The organism is Paenibacillus sp. J22P277 (genome assembly GCF_059383675.1).
Genome location: NZ_JBXENS010000007.1, coordinates 17187 through 35830, shown reverse-complemented (window position 1 = coordinate 35830; position 18644 = coordinate 17187). Strand labels below are relative to the sequence as shown.

The following is an 18644-nucleotide window of genomic DNA, read 5'->3' as shown; positions in this document are numbered from 1 at the left end:
TATTCAAACTCCTTCGGGACTAAGAAAAAAGTGGGTAAGCAGACTCGCGATACGGTCAGGTCCGCCGTCGTTCTCCGGTCCAAAATGATCCAAACCGTCCACGGTTTCCACGGTCGACCGGGCGATCGTTCGGTTCAATTCCGCCATCATTTGCTTCGTCGAATCCGAACTCTTGCCGCCTTGAAGCAACAACGCGGCCGCATGGATACTGTCGTAATGCGGATAGGATGAAGCGAGTCGCTGCACCTCGCGGTGCTCCTGTAAATTTTGCGGAAGCAAGCGCCCGATTTTACGCCAGCGGTCTCCGCGTATCATGATCGTCAAGATAAGCTTTGCATACCAATAGGGGAGCCGCGTAAGCGGAGTTTGGTCCATCCCTCTCACGAAATGCGCGAAAGCTCCGCGTCTATCGTTCTTAAGCATCGCCTGCTCATAACGGTGCATCCACGCGTCATCCATCGGTTTAAGCAAAACGCCGGGCTCATATACCGCTACTTTGGCGATCGAAGCGTCCATCCTGGCCAGCTCCAGCGAGACAAGCCCGCCATAGCTGTGTCCGATCAAATAGTCGGCGCCCGTCGCGGCGCGGATGGCCTGCACGTCTTCGCACTCTTTATTCATAGCATACTTCGGACCTTGAGGTCCACTTATGCCCCGGCCTCTTCGATCCATGAGGTAAACGGTAAAGGAGGGAGCAAGCGCAAGGGCTAAGCGGGTATAATCGTCCGAATCCCTTAACGCGCCATGAACGAGTATAATTCCGGGACCTTTGCCGATCGATCTGTATCCGATTCGCGTGCGGTCGCTCGACACGACCTCGCATTGCTGAAACACGCCTTGCTTGTGGGACACACCCATGGTGGTTGGCATTTTTTCGACCTCCATTTTGATTGACTTAATCAGTCAATAAAATAATAAGAGAGAAAACATCATTTGTCAACGGCTTCTTTACTGAAGCGTTACATTACCCTATCATCGCAAAAAGACCCCACTGATCGTGATCGTGGAGTCTGTTCCGTTCTAACTATCCTATTCGGCGGTATCGATCAATCGGACAATGTCGCAAGAATCGCTCTTAGGCGCACCGGTATTTCCGCTCGAAGTTCGCCCCAAGGAACGAAAGCATCCGGTTCCCATTCGTAAGGCAAGTATTCGAAGGCCGGCCGGAAACCGTAGGAGCGAAGCCGTTCTTCTGCAAGCTTGTCGATGCCGGCACCGGATTTGAACTGCCCCTTGAACATGCCCGGCTCCAATACGCCGCCGTCTCCGGCTTCCTCCATGCAGCAGGATTCCGCGTTCGGAAGCAAGCGGAAGATCTCTTCCATGGGCGACAGGGCATGCTTGCCGGGCTGCACGAACAATCGGACTCGCCCATCGTCCGTTATGTTACTCCGATCGCGAAGCATGCCCAGCAGGTAGCGGCCGTGGAAGCTGGCTTCGCTGGATATGACGTCTCCATCGTGGCCGACATAGACCCAGACATGCTCCAGGTCGTAGACATGCTGGATGTCGTAATCCCAATAAATCGCATATTCGATGACGCAGCTTACGGTTTCCGGATTCACGATAATGTCCCGGTCAAACGATAGGGACGGCGCGGAATGCTCGTAGACCGAAATTCCCGCCCGAATGGGACGAAACGGTTCCCTGCGGTCCAGGTACAGCAGCGGGGCCATCCGAAGCGCGGTCTCCCAGCGGGGGCTTTTCTCGGATACGCCCGATTCCAAGCCTTCGTTTAACCGTTCCACGGGGATGTTTGCGCGCAGCACGACATCCTCCGCATCTCGGATTTCCGTTGCTTCGTCGATAATCGTGTCGCCGCTGTCCAGAAAGATAATCAGCTTTTTCTCGCTCATTCTTCTGCTTCTCCATTCGTTCCTAGCGTATGCGTGACGGGCAAGCCTCCCGTTATTCCTTTGAGGTTCAGCTCGTCGGCGCGATGACAGGCTGCCATCCGTCCGCCGCCGATGTCCCGCAATGCCGGCGCATCCCGTTCGCACACGGCCGTCTTGTACGCGCATCTCGGGTGAAAATGGCAGCCCGAAGGCGGGTTGGCCGGATTCGGAACCTCTCCCTGCAGGACGATCCGCTCTGTCTTGATGTCCGGGTTGGGATCGGGCACCGACGACAGCAGCGCCTCCGTATACGGATGCATCGGCCTGCCGAACAAAGCATCGGTCGAGGCCAGCTCGATGATTCTGCCCAAATACATCACGGCGATCCGGTCGGAAATATGCTTGACGACGGACAGATCGTGCGAGATGAACAGATACGACATGCCGTATTGCCGCTGCAGATCTTTCAGCAGGTTAATGATTTGCGCCTGAATCGACACGTCCAGCGCCGACACGGCTTCGTCGCATACGATGACTTTCGGTTTAGTGATGAGCGCCCTGGCGATGCCGATCCGCTGCCGCTGCCCGCCCGAGAACGCATGCGGGTAACGCCTCAAGAAGCTCGCGTTCAATCCCGTCTGCTGCGCCATCTCCACCACGCGATCGTCGATTTCCGATTTCGTCAGTCCGGAAGCCTTTAACGGCTCGCCGATAATATCGTACACGGTCATCCGCGGATTCAGGGAAGAATACGGATCCTGGAAAATCATTTGAATGTTTTGGCGTACCGCCTTGTATTCTTCCTTCCGGGCTTGCATGAAATCGATTTTCGTGCCGTCTTCGCCATAGTAGAACACTTGGCCGGACGTGACGTCGATGCCTCTGGCCACGCATCTCCCGAGCGTCGTCTTCCCGCAGCCCGACTCGCCCACGAGACTGAACGTTTCCCCTTCCATAAGGGTGAAGGATACGTCCGATACGGCCTTGACCGCCGCGGATTTTTTTCGGAACAGTCCTGCGCCTTCCTGTGCGGGATACTCCTTGATCAGCTTGTCGACCTCGATAACCGGTCGTTCCGTCATGACCTTCCCCCCTCCCCGCTCGGCTGCTCGTCATACAGAAAACAGCTCACCGCGTGCGTCTCGGACAACTGCGTCCGCGGCACGTCCCGCTGGTCGCATACGCCCGGGATCCGGTCCTTGCAGCGGTCGTAGAATCCGCACATCGGCGGCATGTTCAGGGGAATGGGCACCGTGCCTTCGATCGACTCCAAGCGCTCCTTGCTGTCGTGAATCGACGGAATCGAGCGCAGCAGCCCCTTCGTATAGGGATGCCTCGCATGATGAAAGATGTCTTTCACCGTCCCTTGCTCGACGACTTTGCCCAGATACATGACGGCGACTTCGTCGCACATCTCCGCCACGATGCCCAGGTCGTGCGTGATAAACACGATCGCCATGCCGAGCTCCCGCTGCAATTGCTTCATCAATTCAAGCACCTGCGCCTGTATCGTCACGTCGAGCGCCGTCGTCGGCTCGTCGGCGATCAGCAGCTCGGGTCCGCAGGACAGCGCCATGGCGATCATCGCCCTTTGCATCATGCCGCCGGAAAACTCGTGCGGGTATTGATCGAACCGTTTATCGGGATTCGAAATGCCGACGCGCCGCAAGATGTCGATCGTCAGCCGTTTCGCTTCTTTTTTATTTTTGGTGCGGTGCAGCAGGATCGACTCCATGATCTGGTTGCCGATCGTATAGAGCGGCGAGAAGGCCGCCATCGGCTCTTGAAAGATCATCGCGATCTTGCTGCCCCGGATAGCCCGGATCTCCGCTCCGTTCCGTTTGAGCTTGGCCAAATCGACGTCTCCGAGCCTGATCGCCCCCGAGAGAACGGTTTGTTTCGGCTGGATGCCCAGAATCGCCTTGCCGGTGATGCTTTTGCCGCAGCCGGATTCGCCGACGATGCCCAGCGTCTTCCCTCGGGCAACCCGGAAGCTGACGCCGTTCACGGCCTTCATCAGACCGCGGTCCGTCGGAAAATGAACCTTTAATTCTTCTACGTGAAGCAGCGTTTGCGACTGATTTTCCGCTAACGTTTCCGCCATTGCGATCTTCCTCTCCCAGCGAACAACGCTGCTTATTTGTACGGGTCGGCCGCATCGCGCAAGCCGTCGCCCAGAAAGTTGAACGCCAGCACGGTGATGACGACGAAGCCGAGCGGAATCAATTTCCACGGATACAAGGCCACGCTTTCCATCTGCTGCGCCTCCTGGAGCAGGACGCCCCAGCTTGCGGCCGGCGAACGAATGCCCAGTCCGAGGAAGCTCATCGCCGTTTCGCCGATAATCATCGACGGGATGGACAGCGTCATCGACACGACCAAGTAGCTCAAAAATCCCGGGATCAGATGAACGCCGATGATTCTCGCGCTGCTTACGCCGGAAATTCTCGCGGACATGATGTAATCTTCGTTTTTCAGGGCCATGAATTTGCTGCGCACGACCCGGGCCAGTCCCGTCCACTCGATAAACGCCAGAATGATCGTAATGTACAGGAACATCTGCACGATCGGCACCTTGGGCGGAATCGCCGCGGACAGCGCCATCCACAACGGAAGCGTCGGGAAGGAACGGATGACATCGATGAACCGTTGAATGATGCTGTCGACGATGCCGCCGAAATAGCCCGAGATGCCGCCGATCAACAAGCCGAGTACGAAGGTGATGCCGACTCCGACGAGCGGGATGGTTAACGAAACCTGGCTGCCGAGCACGATCCGGGAGAACTCGTCCCTTCCCATCGCGTCCGTGCCGAAGATGAAAATACGACCGGGATCATCGACGCCGAACAGATGCACGTTGGCCGGGATGAGCCCCAGGAATTTGTATTCCGTTCCCTTGACGAACCATTGTATCGGATATCTTTGCGACGGATCCTCCACGAATTTCTTGCGCAGCGTCACTTTGTCCCGTTCGGATTTGAGCCCGTATACGAAAGGAGTCCAATGGAATTGGCCCTCCGAATCTACGAAATGGATTTTCGACGGTCGGCTGTTGATGTTGTCGCTGTCGTAGCTGTCCAACCCTTGCGGAGCGATGATATTTCCGAACAATGCCAACAGATACATAAAAGCCAATACATAAAGGCTGACCCGGGCCAGCTTGTGCTTCATCAATTTCCTGGCCATGAGCCGCCAATGCGAGGCCGCGTAATGCGCATCCTCTTTCTTTCCCGCTGCGAACAGCTTCGACCATAAGGTTGTGCCGCGTAGTTGCGTCTTCATCCGTCACATTCCTTTTCTCATGCGAATTCGGGGGTCGAGCCAGACAAGCAAGATGTCCGAAATCAACGTTCCCAAAACGATGCACACCGCCATGAACAGCAGCCAAGTGCCGGCCAGATACATGTCCTGCTTTAATAAGGCCTGGTACATGATCGGCCCCTGCGTAGGCAGATTCAGAACGATCGCGGTAATCGTAGAGCCGGTGAAAATAGAGGTGAGCGACCAGCCGATCGTGCTGACGATCGGATTGATCGCGGCCCGCACCGGGTATTTGAGAATGATTTTTTTCTCCGACAGCCCTTTCGCCCGCGCGGTCAACATATAAGGCTTGTCCATCTCGTCCAGCATCTGCGCTCTCATGATACGAATCAAATCGCAGGTGCTCGACATGCCGATGACGACGATCGGAATGATCATGTGTTTGAGAAAATCCGCGAATTTGGCGAAGGACCAGGCTTTGTCCACGAATTCGGGCGAGAACAAGCCCAGCATCGGATCGCCGATGTACACGTAGGAAAAATACATCAAGATAATCGCAAGCAAAAAGTTGGGCGTCGCCATGCCCAAAAAGCCGATGGTCGTAAACAGATAATCGCCGATGGAGTATTGCTTGACCGCGCTATAGATGCCGATCGGGATGGACACCACGTACGTAAACAGCATGGAAACGATGGAGATAACCACGGTAAGCCCCATGTATTGGCCGATAATCGAGGCAACCGGGCGGCTGAAGCTTAGCGAATAGCCGAAATCCCCATGGCTGACGATCCCCCACATCCATTTGAAGTATTGGACGTACCAGGGCTGGTCCAAGCCGTACGTTGCCCTCAGCTCCTGCAGCTGCTGCGCGTCCAGCACCTCGCCGCTTGACATCATCTTGGCCGCATAGTCGCTGACGAAATCGCCGGGGGGAAGCTGGATAATAAAAAAGACAAGAATCGAAATCAAAAGCACGACAGGAATCAACAGGATCAATCTGCGCACGATGTAGCTGGCCATGTAGTTCCTCTCTTCATGACGCAAAAATAATGGGGGAGGACAGCTCCCCCATTATTAAAGCGGCTCAAATTATTCGATATAGAATTGTTCCGGATGGGCAACGCCCATACCTCTGTATTCATCCGCGCTTACGAGCGATTCGGGAACGTTCTTCACGTTGTTTTTGACGACCAAGAGAGGCGGCGTCGCGCTCGTGTAGCCGATGATCCATTGATTTTTCATATGAAGCTTGACGATTTCGTTCGACCACTTCTGAATGTCCTCGTTGCTCGTGGCCGCTTTGACCTTATCCCAGTCTTCCAGAATCTTGGCCACGTCGCCGGTCGGCTTCACGCCTTCCTTGCCGTTCGAGGACGTATACAAGCCGTACATCCCGAACCAAGGGGTGATGACGCGCAGCGGAACGAGCTCGTCGGGTCTTAGCGACACGTCGGTAATCGAGACGTTCTTGAACGAGACTGGAATTTTGTTGGCATACGTCAGATCGGTATAGGCGCCACCGTCAACGATTTTCAATTCCGTTTTGAGGCCGATTTCGTCGAAATATTTTCGGACCAGCTCGATAAACTTCTCGTCGTCGGCGCCCTTGTTCTCGTACATCAGCATGGACAGGTTGGAGCCGTCGGCGAACGTTCTGTATGTATGATTCGCGTCCCACTTCAAGCCGATTTCGTCCAAGAGCTTCTCGGCGGCCGCCTTGTCGTAATCGGTCCACTGCTTGTCCCAGCCGTCTTGATGATACGGAAGACCATCCGGAACCGAAGCTTGGGACGGCACGCCCATGCCGCTCGTGACGATTTCCGATACTTGATTGCGGTCAACGGCCACGGAGAGCGCCTGCCTGAAGCGGATATCCTGGAACAATGCGCGGAGCTTAGGGTCTTCGGTCGTCTGATTCAGTTGAATGCCCGTGCTGGACCAGTTCGGCGTCTTCCATTGCAGCACGTGGTAATCGCCCTTTTGTTCGTTTTCCTTGAGCACCGTGAAATCCTTGAAGTCGGCTCCGGCCACCACCACGTCGCCGGCCAGCGTCTGAATCAGCGTATTGCTGGCGTCTTGCACTTTGTTGTAGACGAGGCGGTCGATGTAAGGAAGCTGCTGCCCCTCCGAGTCCGTTTTGAAGAAATACGGGTTGCGTTCCATGATGAATTGATCGCTGTTGGCGTCGTTTTTCGCTACCCAAGGGCGGAGCGTCGGACGCTGCGGGTACAGCCAGTAATAGTAGCCCGTTTCTTTGCCCAGCGTCGCGACATCGGCGAAGCCGTATTGTTTGGCGACTTCAAGCGCTTTGTCATCCCCGATAAATTCCGGAAGGACCGTTTTGTAGTAATGAGCCGGCGCGAAGAACCATTTGTTGTCGATCGTGAGGCGTTGCAGGAATTGCACGCTAGGATGCTTGAACGCGACTTTGACGGCGTAATCGCCCACCTTCGTCACTTCCGCTCTTTCCTTCTCTCCGGTGTCCGGATTGACGGAATAATAGCAGTCGTAGAGCGCTTTGCCGAACGTTTCCGGAACCAGCATGTGCTCCCAGTAGAACACGACGTCGTCGGCCGTAAACGGCATGCCGTCGGACCATTTCATGCCTTCGCGCAAATGAATGACGTACTCGGTCGAATCCGGATTGACTTCGTAGCTCTTCGCTACGTTAGGCTCGACGCCCGAGCCGTCTTGCTTGAAGCGGAACATCGGTTCTTCCGAGATCATCTCGGGTCCCCATTTATCGTCGGGGCCTTTCCAGGACTGGGTCCAGTCGCCGCCGTACTTGCCGGTTTTCTCTTGGACCGGCTCGATCATGATATCGGACTTAACCGGCAGACGCTGATCGACGGCAGGAATCGTCCCCGCCTTGACAAGCGAATCCAGCATCGGCGCTTGCTTGAAGCCGGCAGCGGTTGCCGTGCTTCCGCTAGTCGCCGCGGAGTCGGTTGCCGCATTCGCGTTTGTCGTCGTGGAATCGGGTGCCGCATTTGCGCTGGGCGTCCCGGAATCGGACTTGTTGGCGTTGTTCGCTGCACCGTTGTTGTTGTTCGTACAGCCCGCCAATACGGTCGTAAAGGTTAACAGTAAAAGCGCGCTTGCTTGCATTAGTTTTTTTCTCACAGTAGACTCTCCATTCTCTCTGGTTTGCCTTTCATGGTAACTCCCTCGCTTACGTCGGAACGTCAACTCTATTTCCCCTAACCTTGAGGTTGACCTCCCCCCAAACAGCTTCATATCAGTAGATCAATTTAATCGTATTCTATGCTATTGATATATTCAATTGCTTTCAAAGCATTGATTTTGTAAACGAGCGTTTTGTAAAAAACGTAGATTTTGTAAATCTATTTTCCCGCTTGCCCCCTCAAAACTCATAAAAAAAAGCACCCTGACTCACTCGCGATAGATGCGTCAAGCAAATATCAGCGGGCGAATGAGGATGCTTTTCTCAGGATGCGGAATGATGGTTTATTCCATTGATATACGGCGAACGGAGCTGCGTTCGATCACCGAGGTGTTCACTTTAATCGTGATCGCCCCTTCTCTCGAATTGTCCATTCTTTTGATTACCAGTTGAATCGCCGCTTGCGCGAGCTGTTCCGTCGTCTGCCGGGCGGTCGTCAACGGCACGGGCACCAGACTGGCCAAATGGGTATCGGAGAAACCGACGACGGACAGCTGTTCGGGTACGGATCGGTTCATATGCAGCGCCGTATAAAGGCAGGAAGCCGCCAAATAGTCGTCGGCGCACATCACGGCCGTTAAGGATGCATTGCTTTCGATAAACGTCTTCAGCTGCGGGTTGGACGCGTTCAGGTTGGCGAGATAATTCTCCGAGCATTGCAAGAAAATGTTGTGGCTGCTGATCGGCAGATTGTGATCCAGCATCGCCTGCAAATAGCCTTTATACCGGTCCTCCCTGCTCGTCACCCCGTCGAACGACATCGATACGTAGCCGATCTCCTTGTGGCCATTGGCGATCAAGTATTCGGCAAGCTGATAGGCGCCTTGATAATGATCATGATAAACGCAATCGATGTGCAGTTCCCGAAATATGCGGTCGATGATGACAAGCGGGTATTTCAACAGATTCAGTTCGAGCACTTTCTCGCTGCACGTTTTCCGCCCCCGCGGATACAAGATAACGCCGTCCACGCCATCGTCGTACAGCTCCTGCAGGCACTTGCTTTCATCCTCTTTATCCGCCGAGATCCGGATGAGCAAATGACAATTCGATTTTCGGGCTTCCCGTTCCGCCGCAACGACGATTCTGGCCGTATAATCGTACAGATTGGGGAAGATCATGGCGATCCTTCTCTTGGCCGGCGGAGACGCTTCCGCCGCTTGGGCCGGCGTTTGCTCCGCATCCCCGTTCAGATAGCTCTCCGCCACGAACGTCCCCCTGCGGGCAAGCCTGTATACGATCCCTTGTTTTGCCAACATTTCGAGCGCAAGCTTCGTGGTCATCCGGCTCACCGCGTACAGCTGGGCCAATTCTCCTTCGGAGGGAACCGGATCATGAGGCATGAGCTTCCGGTTTCGGATCTCCTCTTTCACTTTCCCGGCAACCTCCATGTAAAGCAACGGTTTTCCCTCTGGTTTACTGCCTCGGGACTTCATTGGGTTCACCCCTTCATACGGATATATCAGTTGTATACTAACATAAAATCGGGTATGCCGTTGATTTTAAATGCATTTCATGATTTTTTGCGTTATCCCGGGAGATGCGGGTATGATGTAGCTGGTGTCCAGCAATCCAAATATACGCATTTACGATACATTAACAAAACAATAATATCTTCCTTACATACAAGGGCAATAATTCTTGTATGTATTTAACATAAAGGAAACGGCGGCGACGATAACGCGCAGCGCCCCTTCCAACTGCCGCCCTTGCAGGGCTTCGGCAATTGAAAGCGCTCCTATCGTCGGCGCCCGCGCGAGCAATAAGAGATCACGAATAAGGAGCCTTTCATTATGTCTAATCCGCCTCTGGTGGAAACCGCCTACCTCCACATCCGTCAAAAGCTGCTGAACGGCGACTTTTTGCCGGGTACCCTGCTGTCCGAAAACGAGCTCGCAACGGAAATGAGCATGAGCCGGACGCCGGTTCGCGATGCCATGGCCTTGCTGTCGCGCGAAGGCTTCGTCGAAACGCTCAAGAAACGCGGCATTCTCGTCAAAGGCATCGATATCAAGGAATTATACGACATGTTCGACCTTATGACGGCATTGTACGTCTACGTGCTGGATGCCATCGAGCCCCAGCAGTATGAGGAAGTTCTCCCGACGATGAAGCGCTACATGGACGACTTGATCGAAGCCAGCGAACAAAAGCGCTACCGCGAGTACTACGAGAGCGGCCTCCTGTTCGTACGGACGCTGCTCGCGACGTCGCGCAACCAGTGCATCCTGCAAACCTTCGATATGTATAAGGACAAGATTCTGTATTTCGTCGTCTTGTACCGTACTGTCAACAGTCCGAATCGCCCGTATACGAGCCGCAAGCTCTATTCCGAGGTATACGCCCGATTGATTCAGGGAAACATTGCAGGCGCGAAGCAAGCGTTCGTGGAAGCCATGAAAAACAACCGCGAAGAGCTGGTGCGATACATGTAATCGTGCGAAATGGGAAAAACTGAGACCGTCCCCCCGAGGACGGTCTTTTGCATCCCGCCTTTCTTTATCCGCTCTTTCTCCGTACTTTCTCCGTACTTTCTCCGTACGATCTCCGTTCTTAATCCCCTTAACCCGCCCGCTTGTCTCCGCCTCCTCCATTTACAAAACCGATAAATCACATTGACACTCTTCTTACATACAAGATAGATAATCATGCATGTAAGAAGTCGAAGCAACTAGAAACCATTAATGGAGGCAATCACGATGGAAACCATTCAGTTCATTCATATGACGGACACGCACATGAATGCGCCCGGACAATCGCCGTGGGACATCAGCATGTCGGACAAGGTCAAGCAAATTTTTCAAGACGTGAAAGCTTCCGAATACAAGCCCGCCTTTGTCGTCATTACCGGCGATCTTGCGCAAGAAGGCAATGTAACGGATTATGCCTATATTCGCAAGCTCGTGGACGAAGGCTCTACGCTCATTAACACGCCTGTCTATGTCACGCTCGGCAACCATGACCATCGCTCGCCTTTCCGCGAAGGCTATCTGGGCGAGACGCCTTCCGAGCAACCGTATTACTACTCGACCACGATCGGAGGATTGCGCCTCATCGGACTTACCTCGCAGGTCCCCGGCGAGGAAACCGGTTTTGGTCTCATCGACCGGGAGCAGTTGGATTGGCTGGCCGAGGAGCTGAAAACAACGGCGCCGCAAGGAACCGTCATTGCGTTCCACCATCCGATGCTGAAAATCGTCGATATCGGGGCCAAGTATAACTTAACGAATGCGCAAGAAGTCAGCCGCGTCCTCCAAACCGGCCAAGATATTGTCGGCGTCTTCGCCGGCCACGTGCACTCGAACAACGTTGGGCACTATGACGGCATTCTCAATGTAGCCGCGGCCGGGTCTACCTATGTCGGGAAAAGGATCGGAGACGGGCTGATCGCAGGTCACAACTTCTGCAGCTATAACCTCGTCACCGTGACGAACCGTCAGGCCACCGTTCAGACGATTATCGTGCCGACCACCAACGAAGAGCTTTTCCGCGTGGAAATGACACGTTTCGCGGATTAGCATACTCCAGAATGGCGTAGCGGCACCTTGCTCCCAGGCTGCAGCGCAACCAATCGTAATTATGAAGAAGGGAAAATCGACATGAAGCTGCTACCGGCCGGCAAAAGGTTACGAAGTCCCCGGCGATACACCGCGCTAGGTCTCATGATGATACCGGGCCTTCTCTACCTCTTGATCAACAATTACTTGCCGATGTTCGGCGTCATCATTGCGTTCAAAGACTATAACTATACCAAGGGCATCTTCGGCAGCGACTGGATCGGGTTCAAAAACTTCGAGTATTTGTTCAAGACGTCCGATGCGCTCCTGATTACCCGCAACACCATTCTATATAATGCCGCCTTCATCTGCTTGAACATGGTCGTGCCGGTCGCCGTGGCGATTCTGCTGAATGAAGTGAGGAAACGGTGGCTGTCGCGCATCTACCAGACGGTGATCCTGCTTCCTTATCTGATCTCGATGGTCATCGTCGGCTATCTCGTCTTCGCGATGCTCAGTACGGATACGGGCTTTTTGAACAAATCCGTCCTTCCGCTGTTAGGCTTGCCGGACATTTCCTGGTACAGCGAGCCTCGCTTTTGGCCCTATATTCTGATTGCCGTCCATATCTGGATCAGCGCCGGCTCCTTGAGCGTGATCTATTTGGCCACGATTATCGGAATCGATCCCGAGTATTACGAGGCGGCGATGATCGACGGAGCCGGCAAATGGCAGCAGATCAGGCGCATCACGGTCCCGCTCCTGGTGCCGATTATTACGATCATGACCCTCCTGCAGATCGGCCGCATCTTCTACTCCGACTTCGGCCTGTTCTACCAAGTGCCGCTGAACGCGGGCGCGCTGCAACCGACGACCAACGTCATCGATACGTACGTTTACCGTGCCCTGATGACGCTAGGCGATGTCGGCATGTCCTCGGCAGCCGGCGTTTATCAATCGCTGGTTGGCTTCCTATTGGTGCTCGCATCCAACTTCGTCGTCAAAAAAATCAACAAAGACAATGCGTTATTTTAAGAGGGGTGGCTCGCATGAATACGAAAAACTCCATCTGGCCATGGTTCGTGCACATCGTGCTGCTCATCATAACGGCATGCTGCCTGCTTCCGTTCATTTTATTGCTCATCACGTCCGTATCGGACGAGCAGTCGATCGTTCACCGCGGGTATTCCTTCTTTCCGGAGGCCTTCAGCTTAGGTGCCTATCGCTATTTGTTTCACGACATTAACCAGATTTTGCACGCCTATGGCATTACGATCGCCATCACGGTCATCGGAACCGTTGCCGCACTGATCATTACGGCGCTGCTGGCTTATCCGCTGTCGCGCAAGGATATGCCTCTCGGCAGGTTCTGGTCGTTCGTCGTGTTCTTCACCATGCTGCTCAATGGCGGCCTGGTGCCGCAATACTTGGTCTACACGCAGCTGTTCGAACTGAAGAACACGCTGCTCGCGCTGATCGTGCCGGGTCTGTTGATGAACGCGTTCTATGTCATGATGATGCGGACGTTCTTCGCCACGTCGATCCCGGCACCCGTGATCGAATCGGCTCATATGGACGGCGCCGGCGAATTCCGGACGTTCGTTCAGATCGTGCTGCCGCTGTCGATGCCGATCCTGGCAACCATCGGGCTATTTCAGATGATTCATTATTGGAACGATTGGTATAACGGCATGCTCTACATTACGGACAGCAAGCTGTACAGTCTGCAAAACCTGCTTAATCGGATTCTGCTCGACTTCGACTTTCTGACAAGCACCAATTTCGGCGGCGGGAATGCGGTCGAATTGGCGGACGTCCCGAGAGAGACGCTGCGAATGGCGATGGCGGTTATCGGAATCGTTCCGATTCTGATCGCGTATCCCTTCTTCCAGCGCTATTTCGTCAAGGGACTCACGATCGGCGCCGTCAAAGGATAAGGCCTTCTCCGGTTTCGAACTGGTTGGCATATATATCATTCTCTCAGGAGGGCATCATTTCATGTTGAAGAAACGAAAGAACGTGCAGGCGGGACTTACCGTTCTGCTGGCATCGGGTATGCTGCTGGCAGGCTGCGGCGCGAATAACGCGGGCAATGCCAATAACGCCGGCGCTAATGCGGGCAACGCCTCGAACGCAGGCACTAATGCCAGCAATGCGGGCAATGCCCAAACCGATAGCGGGTCGTCATCGTCGACGCCAAGCGCATCGGACTTGAAGCCGTACGAGCTGAAGATCGCTTTTTGGGGCGATGATCAGAAGGACTTGCCTGAAGTCGAGGAAGCCATGAACAAGATTTTGAAAGAGAAAATCAATGCGACGATCAAGGTGATGCCGATCGCCAGGAGCCAGTGGGCGCAGCAATCGAACCTGATGTTGACCAGCGGCGAGAAGATGGATCTGATCATCGCTTCCACGTTGACCAACTTCCCCTCGGTCGCGGCCAGCGGGGTATACACGCCGCTTGACGATCTGTTAACGAAATACGGCTCCGACATCCAGTCCGTCGTAACGCCAGCCCAGCTATCGGCCGGCAAAGTAAAGGGCCAGCTCTACGGCGTTCCGACAATCAAGGACATGGCCCAGTACTACGGCGTTGTGATGCGCAAAGACCTGGTCGACAAATACCATGTCGATGTAACGAAGATCAAGACGCTTGACGATTTGACCGCCGTCTTCCAGACCATCAAAGCGAGCGAACCGGACGTCACGCCGCTGGTCGCCAAAAATCCGGGCACTTCTCCGTTCTACACGGGTTATCTTCCTTTCGACCCCTTGGGCGGAAGCATCGGCGTGCTGCCGGATTTCGATAACGGCTTGAAAGTGGCCGACTGGTACGAGACGCCGCAATACGCGGCTGAGTTGGATTTGATGCATAAGTGGTATCAAGCGGGTTACTTGCCGAAGGACGCCGCCACGAGCAAACAAAGCGGCACCGAGCTGCTGAAAGCAGGCAAGGCGTTTGCGATCTTGGGGAATTTGAAGCCCGGCAGCGATGCGGAATCCTCCCGCGTTGTCGGCCAAGAGATGGTCAGCGCCAGACTGACCGCCGATTTTGCGACCTCCGATACGATCAACAACTCCATGTGGGCGATTCCGAAAAGCTCCGATGATCCGGACAGGGCCATGATGCTGATGAACCTGCTGTACTCGGACAAAGAGCTGTTCAATCTGCTCGCCTGGGGAATCGAAGGCAAGGATTACGTGAAGAAGTCGGACAATGTCATCGATTTTCCGGAGGGCGTCGATATTACGAACGTTGGTTATAATTTCAACTTATCCTATCTGTTCGGCAATCAATTCCTCTCCTACAACTGGCCGCAAGAAGACCCGGACATCTGGAAGAAGATCGACGCGTTCAACAAGAACGCGACGCCGTCCAAGGCGCTGGGCTTTATATTCGACGTAAGCAACGTGAAGACGGAAATCGCCGCGGCCAGCAACGTGGTGAACGAGTTTGCGATCGGGCTGGAGACGGGAACGCTCGATCCGAAGGAAGTCCTGCCGAAATTCATCGACAAGCTGAAGGCTGCGGGAAGCGACAAAATCGTAGCCGAGAAACAAAAGCAGCTGGACGAGTGGGCGAAAACGCAGCAGTAAGGTGCATCAAGATGTGTCCGGCCGGGGATCGGTTGAGGGCTGCTGCCCGGATTTCAACCGCCTCCCCGGCATTCTTTTTTTCAAATTCAACCGGCGAGGTACACGTATGAATCGAATTCTTCCTTTTCAAGGCACGCACAACTTTCGCGATATGGGCGGCTATCGCACGACTGACGGAAGAACCGTCAAACCCGGTCTGTTCTTTCGCTCCGATGAAATAACCGCTCTGTCGGAGCAGGATCTGACCGCTTTTCAAGCCCTCAAGATCAGAACGATATTCGACTTCCGCGACGGCGGGGAAGCGCGCCATAAGCCGGACCCGGCAGTAGCCGGCATCCAAAATATACGTATATCGGCCATTCCCGAGGAGCAAATTTCCCGCATGAACCTGCCGGGTGCCACGCAGAGCCAGGAGCGAAGCGCGCATTTTATCGAAGATTTGGTCAAGAGCGGCTTCTTCAAACAATTTCGGGCCAACGCCTACTTGCTGGAGATGTATGCGAAGCTTCCGATCAATAATCCGGCCTACAAAAGGCTGATGAGCCTCATCCAATGTCCGGACAATTTGGGGCTCCTTCATCATTGCACGGCAGGCAAGGACCGCACCGGCGTCGGGGCCGCATTGATCCTGCTCGCGCTCGGCGTTCCGGAAGCGACGATCATGGAAGACTACCTGTTGACCAATCAGACGATGAAAGCTTATAACGAAACGCAGCTGCAACGGCTTGGCCCGCATGTAGACGAAGCGGAATTGCGCAATATCGAGCAGATGCTCGGCGTAAAAGAGGAATTCCTGGAAGCGGTTTTCGGGGCAATCAAGATGACGTACGGCAGTGTGGACGCTTATCTGGCCGGAGAATTCGGCTTGCTGGAGGAAGAACGGAAAGCGCTGCAGGCGATGTGCTTGGAATAATACGATCCCTAATATACAAACGGCAGCGGTCCAGGACGAAAAATCAGTCCTGGACCGCTGCCGTTTATTTCGCTATCCCATCCGTGAACGAGCATGCCGACAAGCGGGGCGTTATCGAATCGTCTATGCCACCGTCACGATGATGGGCCGATCCTCCGTGATGATAATCGTATGCTCGTGTTGGGCCACGAAGCTGTTGTCCGGCACGCTTAGCGTCCACCCATCCCGCTGCTCGACGGCGTAGCCGGCGCCCGTGGACAAGAAAGGCTCGATCGTAATGACCATGCCCTTTTTCAATACGCGTTTGTCATGCTTGTTATAATAGGGAAGAATCTCCGTGGGGCTCTCGTGCAGGGATTTGCCCACGCCGTGGCTGCACAGATTCTTAATCACGTTATAGCCGCCTTTTTCCGCCTCGCCTTGAATCATCCTGCCGATTTCGTTCAATTTCACGCCATGCTTCAACGAAGCGATTACCTTCATCATCGTAGCATGCGTATAGTCGCAGAGCCGAGTTAAAGACGGATCGCAAAGCGGCATGGTAAACGAGTGCCCGGCATCCGCGTAGTAGCCTCCGAGTTCGGCCGAAACATCGATGTTGATCAGATCGCCCGGCCCGATTTTTCGATTGCCCGGAATCCCATGCGCAACGTCATGGTTGACGCTAATACAAGTATAGCCCGGGAAGTTATAGGTCGCTTTGGGCGCAGGCACGGCTCCATGCGCCTCCAACAGCCGCCCCCCAATCTCGTCCAGCTCCCGTGTGGTCATTCCCGCACGGGCGCGACGTTTCATTTCGCCGATCGTCAATGCCACGATTCTGCCGACTTCCTTCAGCCCGTCGATATCGTCTTGCGATCCTATTGTCACGTTATGCCCCTCCGTTCGATAGATACCTCCATTTTACCATATGGGGGAAGCAAACCGTTATCCTGCCCATCATGCTCGCCCGGTCAAGCTAGGAGCTAGGATTGACTTGAAGCCGCACGCGATGATGTTCCAATACCGATTACTTTTCTTAACATCACTTGTCCCAATACGGCAGTCACGCACCCCAGCACGCCCACGATCACGAATCCCTCCCGCAAGGTCAGCCAATCCCCCGCAGCCCCCATGAATAAAGGACCCGCGAACATCCCCAATCCATAGATCGCTTGGTAGAACCCCATAGCCGTCGCGCGTTTCTCGGGCGCCATATGCTTGATGCTGAGCGACATCAGAACCGGAGACGTAAAGCCTCGACCAAAACCGGCCAGCGATTGGGTCACGATAAGAAACCATAGCGAACTGGTAAACGGAATACAGACCGTAAACAAGCCGCTCAGAATGAATCCCAGCATGATCACCCTCCGCTCTCCAAGCTTACGGGCCAAATGCCTGCCGCCTATCCAAGAAGCAAGGGCGGTAGGCAAAGTCGAACAGAATGTAAGCAGCCCCATATCCAACTTGGTGGCCCCGAGCGACTGGGCAAACACGGGCGTAAAACCGAAAACGGTCGCAAACGTCAGCACTTGAAATAAAATCGAGAGAAACGAAACGGTCAGCAGCGTACGGTCGCTTGCCACCTCTTGTATCCCTTGCACGGTTATCGGAGCCGCCTGGTCATCGAACTTCTCCACGATGAAGAATGAACCCGCCATCCCGACCAATCCGACTGCGGCTCCAATGAGAAAAGCCGACTCCCAGCCATATTGATCCGCGAACCATCCCCCGCACAATATGCCCAGCATCTGTCCCAATGAATTATAGACCGCGATCGTTCCCATGGCACGGGTCGTTTCGTGATTGGCGTAGTAGCTGGCAAAAAGAATCGTAAAGTCGACCCATGTCGCAGCCGCGATGCCCGCCGCGACTCTGAGAAAAAGGATCCAGTTTAGATCATGCGTCAGCAGAATGCCTGCACCGGACAGGATGGAGAACAATAACCCGATCACGATAAACAGTTTGCGCTTATGAATCCGATCGCTCAGGATGCCCACCGGAATACGCAATAGCATCTGGCTAAGCCCATACATGCCTACGATCAGCCCCGCCATCTTATTCGAGGCGCCCATACTTTCGACATACGCGGTTAGAATGGGAACACAGGTATACATCGAGAACCAGAAAAGCAGCGTAACCGCACAAAAAAGCGGTACCCTGTAATTGGCCGGTTGATTTTCAATTCGCATCGTCCACGACCTTTCGGCATTTTGATACTACGATACGCGATGGATTAAACATTTGGATGCGCCTCGTTTCGCTGCATGCGTTGTCCGATCTGCCCTTTTGACATAAAAAGATCCCTTCCAAGTGTCACGCGAACCTCCATGTAGAACATGACGGTTCTTGTGTCTGCTTGGATGGGATGCTCGCGT

Annotated in this window: 16 protein-coding genes; 6 read left to right on the top strand and 10 right to left on the bottom strand. The window is 54.3% G+C overall.

Going from position 1 to position 18644, the window contains the following annotated elements; genetic code table 11:
• Window positions 1–3: 3 nt before the first annotated feature.
• The 8 genes from AC50YL_RS24185 to AC50YL_RS24150 all read right to left on the bottom strand — a co-directional run bounded on the left by AC50YL_RS24185 (window position 4) and on the right by AC50YL_RS24150 (window position 9671).
• On the bottom strand, window positions 4–870 hold the full coding sequence (locus AC50YL_RS24185; RefSeq protein ID WP_494835340.1) for an alpha/beta fold hydrolase: 867 nt from the start codon (window positions 868–870) through the stop codon (window positions 4–6).
• Between the two features lie 176 nt (window positions 871–1046).
• A complete protein-coding gene (locus AC50YL_RS24180) occupies window positions 1047–1856 on the bottom strand; it encodes a hypothetical protein (RefSeq protein WP_494835338.1) in 810 nt (269 codons plus the stop codon).
• Window positions 1853–2917, bottom strand: a complete 1065-nt coding sequence (locus tag AC50YL_RS24175) for an ABC transporter ATP-binding protein (RefSeq protein WP_494835337.1) — start codon at window positions 2915–2917, stop codon at window positions 1853–1855. Before AC50YL_RS24175 ends, AC50YL_RS24180 begins: the two co-directional genes overlap by 4 nt.
• Window positions 2914–3939: an ABC transporter ATP-binding protein gene (locus AC50YL_RS24170; RefSeq protein ID WP_494835336.1), complete on the bottom strand. Its 1026-nt coding sequence runs from the start codon at window positions 3937–3939 to the stop codon at window positions 2914–2916. Before AC50YL_RS24170 ends, AC50YL_RS24175 begins: the two co-directional genes overlap by 4 nt.
• A 32-nt stretch (window positions 3940–3971) precedes the next feature.
• The gene (locus AC50YL_RS24165) at window positions 3972–5117 is read right to left on the bottom strand and encodes an ABC transporter permease (RefSeq protein WP_494835335.1); all 1146 of its coding nucleotides are present in this window, start codon (window positions 5115–5117) and stop codon (window positions 3972–3974) included.
• A gap of 3 nt (window positions 5118–5120) precedes the next feature.
• On the bottom strand, window positions 5121–6116 hold the full coding sequence (locus tag AC50YL_RS24160; RefSeq protein ID WP_494835334.1) for an ABC transporter permease: 996 nt from the start codon (window positions 6114–6116) through the stop codon (window positions 5121–5123).
• Between the two features lie 69 nt (window positions 6117–6185).
• Window positions 6186–8219, bottom strand: a complete 2034-nt coding sequence (locus tag AC50YL_RS24155; RefSeq protein ID WP_494835333.1) for an ABC transporter substrate-binding protein — start codon at window positions 8217–8219, stop codon at window positions 6186–6188.
• Window positions 8220–8564: 345 nt separating this feature from the next.
• Complete coding sequence (locus AC50YL_RS24150; protein ID WP_494836005.1) at window positions 8565–9671, bottom strand: GntR family transcriptional regulator; 1107 nt, start codon at window positions 9669–9671, stop codon at window positions 8565–8567.
• Between the two features lie 402 nt (window positions 9672–10073).
• On the opposite strand from AC50YL_RS24150, the gene AC50YL_RS24145 reads away from it, so the two are divergent.
• From AC50YL_RS24145 to AC50YL_RS24120, 6 genes are all read left to right on the top strand, one after another.
• Window positions 10074–10715: a GntR family transcriptional regulator gene (locus AC50YL_RS24145; RefSeq protein ID WP_494835332.1), complete on the top strand. Its 642-nt coding sequence runs from the start codon at window positions 10074–10076 to the stop codon at window positions 10713–10715.
• A gap of 264 nt (window positions 10716–10979) precedes the next feature.
• A complete protein-coding gene (locus AC50YL_RS24140) occupies window positions 10980–11798 on the top strand; it encodes a metallophosphoesterase family protein (RefSeq protein ID WP_494835331.1) in 819 nt (272 codons plus the stop codon).
• A gap of 81 nt (window positions 11799–11879) precedes the next feature.
• On the top strand, window positions 11880–12812 hold the full coding sequence (locus AC50YL_RS24135; RefSeq protein WP_494835330.1) for an ABC transporter permease: 933 nt from the start codon (window positions 11880–11882) through the stop codon (window positions 12810–12812).
• Window positions 12813–12826: 14 nt separating this feature from the next.
• Complete coding sequence (locus AC50YL_RS24130) at window positions 12827–13714, top strand: carbohydrate ABC transporter permease (RefSeq protein ID WP_494835329.1); 888 nt, start codon at window positions 12827–12829, stop codon at window positions 13712–13714.
• Between the two features lie 61 nt (window positions 13715–13775).
• Window positions 13776–15374 carry an ABC transporter substrate-binding protein gene (locus AC50YL_RS24125; protein ID WP_494835327.1) on the top strand — a complete coding sequence of 533 codons (1599 nt, stop codon included), beginning with the start codon at window positions 13776–13778 and terminating at the stop codon, window positions 15372–15374.
• Window positions 15375–15480: 106 nt separating this feature from the next.
• Window positions 15481–16287, top strand: a complete 807-nt coding sequence (locus AC50YL_RS24120; protein WP_494835325.1) for a tyrosine-protein phosphatase — start codon at window positions 15481–15483, stop codon at window positions 16285–16287.
• 123 nt (window positions 16288–16410) lie between these two features.
• On the opposite strand, the gene map is transcribed toward AC50YL_RS24120, so the two are convergent.
• Together map and AC50YL_RS24110 are read right to left on the bottom strand one after the other, a co-directional pair.
• Entirely contained in the window at window positions 16411–17157 is a 747-nt protein-coding gene (map, locus tag AC50YL_RS24115; RefSeq protein WP_494835324.1) for a type I methionyl aminopeptidase, read from the bottom strand.
• A gap of 95 nt (window positions 17158–17252) precedes the next feature.
• Entirely contained in the window at window positions 17253–18458 is a 1206-nt protein-coding gene (locus tag AC50YL_RS24110) for an MFS transporter (protein ID WP_494835322.1), read from the bottom strand.
• Window positions 18459–18644: the final 186 nt, after the last annotated feature.